The sequence below is a fragment of the Albidovulum sp. genome, assembly GCF_049646345.1.
Classification (GTDB): domain Bacteria; phylum Pseudomonadota; class Alphaproteobacteria; order Rhodobacterales; family Rhodobacteraceae; genus Albidovulum.
In genome coordinates this window covers 1-4,074 of record NZ_JBARVQ010000203.1, presented here as the reverse complement: position 1 = coordinate 4,074, position 4,074 = coordinate 1, and the positions used below count along the sequence as shown (strand labels likewise).

Here is a 4,074-nt window from a genome sequence, read left to right as displayed (position 1 = left end):
GGGAAGGTCCAGACCACAGCGCGGGCCTTGGCATTGCCGAAGGGCGCGCATTCATGCTTGATCGCCACCCGCTGGATGCCGCCCGACAGGTCGACCTTCCAGTTGGTCTTCGGCCCCGCGATCCCGTCGATCACCGCGCGTTCCTCAGGCGTCAGGTCGCCGTCCCAGCCAAGGCCCATCAGCATCTGCATCGTGAATTCAGGATAGCCGTCCTGAATTTCCGAGCCAGCCGAATAGACCCCTTCAGCCAAGAGGTTGTCGCCATCCCGTTCCACCCCGAAGCGGGCGCGGAAGGTCAGGCCGCCCTGAGAGACCGGCTTTGACATGTCGTAAAGGTTCGGCGTGCCGGGATGGCCCATCTCGGGCGTGCCCCAGCAAGGCCAGGGCAGACCGTAATAATCACCATCCGCCGGACCGCCGATGGCCTGCAACGTCGTCTTGTCGAACGTGTGCTGGTTGGCCATGTGCAGCTTCAGCCGTTCCGGGCTTTGGCCGGTATAACCGATGGTCCACATACCGCGATTGAATTCGCGGGTGATATCCTCCACCACCGGCTCGCCGTCCGTGATCTCGATATTGCGGAACAGACGGTCGGTGAAACCGAACTTGTCGGAGAACATGCGGATGATCGTGTGGTCAGGCAAACTCTCAAAGACCGGATCCACGACCTTTTCGCGCCACTGGAACGACCGGTTGGAGGCGGTGACCGAGCCGGACGTCTCGAACTGGGTCGAGGCCGGCAGCAGATAGACGCCATCCGTACGGTCATGAAGCACCGCCGAGACGGTCGGATAAGGATCGACCACGACCAGCATGTCGAGCTTTTCCATCGCCGTCTTCATCTCAGACCCGCGGGTCTGAGAGTTGGGCGCGTGACCCCAAAGCACCATGGCCCGGACGTTGTCGTTCTGGTCCATATTGGCTTTGTCTTCCAGAACGCCGTCGATCCAGCGGGATACCGGAATGCCGTTCTGGTTCATCAGGCTGATATCGTTGCCATCGGCATCCTTGGCGGGATTGCCGTCTGCGTCGAGAAGGTTGGTAAAGCGGCCCTTCAGCCAGTCGAGGTCCTCTTCCCAGACACGGGCCCAATGCGCCCATGACCCCGGCGCCAGACCGTAATAACCGGGCAGGTCGTGGGAGAGAACGCCAAGGTCGGTCGCACCCTGCACGTTGTCATGGCCGCGGAAGATATTGGTGCCACCACCGGACGTGCCCATATTGCCGAGCGCGAGTTGCAGCACGCAATAGGCCCGCGTGTTGTTGTTGCCGTTGGTGTGCTGGGTGCCGCCCATACACCAGATCACGGTGCCGGGCCGGTTGTTGGCCAGCGTATAGGCCACGCGGCGAAGCTGCGAACCGGGCACGCCGGTCACCCGCTCGGTCTCTTCCGGCGTCCATTTCTTCACCTCTTCCCGGATCTGGTCCATGCCCCAGACGCGGGTGCGGATGAACTCCTTGTCCTCCCAGCCATTCTCGAAAATGTGCCAGAGAAGGCCCCAGATCAGGCCGACATCGGTGCCGGGACGGAAGCGGACATATTCGTCCGAATGCGCCGCCGTGCGGGTGAAGCGCGGGTCGCAGACGATCAACGGCGCGTTGTTTTCCTCTTTCGCCTTCAGGATATGCATCAGCGAAACGGGATGCGCCTCGGCCGGGTTGCCGCCGATGAGGAAGATCGCCTTGGAATTATGGATGTCGTTGTAGGAATTGGTCATGGCGCCGTAGCCCCATGTATTCGCAACCCCGGCAACCGTGGTCGAATGGCAAATCCGCGCCTGATGGTCGACGTTGTTCGTGCCCCAATAGGCCGCGAATTTACGGAAGAGATAGGCCTGTTCGTTGGAATGTTTGGCGCTGCCCAGCCAGTAAACTGAATCCGGTCCGCTTTCTTCGCGGATCTTCATCATGCCGTCGCCGATCTCATTGATCGCCTGTTCCCAGCTGATCCGCTTCCACTCGCCGCCTTCCTTCTTCATCGGATATTTGAGGCGGCGTTCGCCATGGGCATGCTCGCGCACCGAGGCGCCCTTGGCGCAATGGGCGCCGAGGTTGAAGGGGCTGTCCCAGCCCGGTTCCTGTCCGACCCAGACGCCGTTATCAACCTCGGCGACCACCGTGCAGCCGACCGAACAATGGGTGCAGACCGATTTGATGGTCTGGATCGCGCCATTGGCCGCTTCCTGCGCGCTGGCCTGCCGCACCGTGCCGCCGGTGGCGCCGATGGCGGCCAGACCGCCGATGGCAAGGCCCGCCGCCCTGAGGAAGGACCGCCGGTCAACCGTGGTCTCGGCAACCGCCGTCGCCAGCGTTCCGCGCTGGCCGGTTCTTTGAACTCCGCTCGTCTTTTTCCTGAGCATTCCCGTCTCCCTTGCTTGCCCGGCACATCGGCCGGAGGCTGGGTAATCTGTTTGACCCGTCAGAACCGGGCGCTGGCGTAATAGGCCCGTGTATGGGCTGTATCCTGAACCTTCGTTTCGCCGGTCGGTTCCGCCGCCTCGGCTGTCCCGGTGCCCGCGACTGTCGCGACCGCTGCCGCAGGGGCCGTCGTTGCCGCCAGTTTGAGGAAATCGCGGCGATTGGTGCCGTCCTTGGTCTTGGCCATTTTCGGTCCTCCCTTCATGTCCTCACGCCCCGCTCATGCGGAACGCTTCACGTTCGATATTGACAAACAACCGCCCGACAGTGCCGACGGGTGTATAGAAAACCGATCCTTTCGCTCGTTCGAGATCGGCAAAGAAATGTCCCGCCCAGGGCGCGATATGACGGTTGAAGAATTCCCTTTGACGGGGCAACGGCGCAGGCACGCCGAAACGGCCGGTGATCAGACCCGCCATCATTTCCATCAGGCTCGCGATATTGTCCTCGGGTTCGTAGACATTCGGCGCGCGGCTGATCCTGTGCGCCGTCATGTCCTTGCGCAGCGAGGCCAGCGGCTTTTCGTTCAGGAACCCGGTCAGGTAGTAGCTGGCATAGGGCAGCAGCTCACCCCGCCCGAGACCAATGAAAAGCCGGGTGAATTCCCGTTCGACCGAAACCGGCGTCGCGGCCCTGGCGAGTTTTGAAAGCGTGCCGATGGCACGACCAAGATCGGTATCATCGCCATGCAATGCCGCGGATTTGTCCAGCAGCATCCGGTCAGGCGGGGCGGCCAGAAGGGCCGAGAGGAAACCATAAAGGTCAGCTCTCAGCCGGTCTTCTTCGGTGATCTCAACCGTCGTTGCGGCGGCGGCGCTCATGAATGGACCTCCCCTGTTTTGGCATCGGCAAAGGAGAACCGCATATGGCGACGCAGCACCGGTGCTGGCTCGGGCGCTGCCTCATCAGCGGCGATCATGGTCGTTTCTGCCGGTTCTTCTTCAATCGCCTCTGCCGGTTCAGCCTCGGGGGCAATCTCGGCCTCTTCCGTGACCTCCTCGACCTCGGCCAGGGCCATGACATGGCGCAGCATGCCCTTTCCGACCTGATAGGTGCTCATCATCCCCGGCACGACCACCGCCTTGTCGGTGAAATCCTCGCCGTGATCGACAAGCCCGTCGAGATTGGCGAGCACCGGATTCGAGCGCCAGAGACGCCGCAAGGCCCGGCGGCGCAGGCGTTCGGGCACAGCGGATCTGAGAAAGGCCGCGAAATCATCGCCCTGCCCCATCGTATCGGGATCGGGCAGGCCCAGCTCGGAAAGGATATCCTCATCGCTGCGTTCCGCCGCTGCGGTTTCGCGCGCTTCAACTTCTGCCCCGGTCTTCGCAGCCTTCTCTGCCGCCTCCTCCGCCTCGGCCCGTGCCCGCACAGCGGCGCGGCGGCTGGTCCAGAAGTCAGGCTCAAAACGGCGGGTCATGCGTTGCCCCTTCTGTAACCATACGGCGCGCGAAAGACATCGGACAACTGGCGGATACGGGCATCGCCCTTGCCATCCTCGACCAGATCGACACGCTTCTTGTCGCGCTTGCGCTTGATAAAGGGTTCCTCGACGTGATGGCGGCGCACAAAGTCAGCAAGCCAGGCCACCATGCCTTCAGGCATCGTCACCCGTTCCACCATCCCGTCGCCACTGTCGAGGTAATCCTGCCCCTC

The 4,074-nt window shown here is 62.5% G+C and carries 5 protein-coding genes; all 5 read right to left on the bottom strand.

Features of this window, described 5'->3' with window-relative positions; genetic code table 11:
- Positions 1–2,360 (bottom strand): molybdopterin-dependent oxidoreductase (locus WBB85_RS04895; protein ID WP_432637504.1); only part of this gene is annotated, 2,360 nt, incomplete at its 3' end.
- A gap of 59 nt (positions 2,361–2,419) precedes the next feature.
- Positions 2,420–2,605: a twin-arginine translocation signal domain-containing protein gene (locus tag WBB85_RS04890; protein WP_432637503.1), complete on the bottom strand. Its 186-nt coding sequence runs from the start codon at positions 2,603–2,605 to the stop codon at positions 2,420–2,422.
- Between the two features lie 22 nt (positions 2,606–2,627).
- Positions 2,628–3,239 (bottom strand): TorD/DmsD family molecular chaperone, encoded by a 612-nt coding sequence (locus WBB85_RS04885; RefSeq protein WP_432637502.1) that lies wholly within the window; start codon positions 3,237–3,239, stop codon positions 2,628–2,630.
- Entirely contained in the window at positions 3,236–3,838 is a 603-nt protein-coding gene (locus tag WBB85_RS04880; protein ID WP_432637501.1) for a DUF3306 domain-containing protein, read from the bottom strand. Before WBB85_RS04880 ends, WBB85_RS04885 begins: the two co-directional genes overlap by 4 nt.
- On the bottom strand, positions 3,835–4,074 hold a 240-nt coding region (locus tag WBB85_RS04875; RefSeq protein WP_432637500.1), incomplete at its 5' end, for a DUF3305 domain-containing protein. The genes WBB85_RS04875 and WBB85_RS04880, both read right to left, overlap by 4 nt.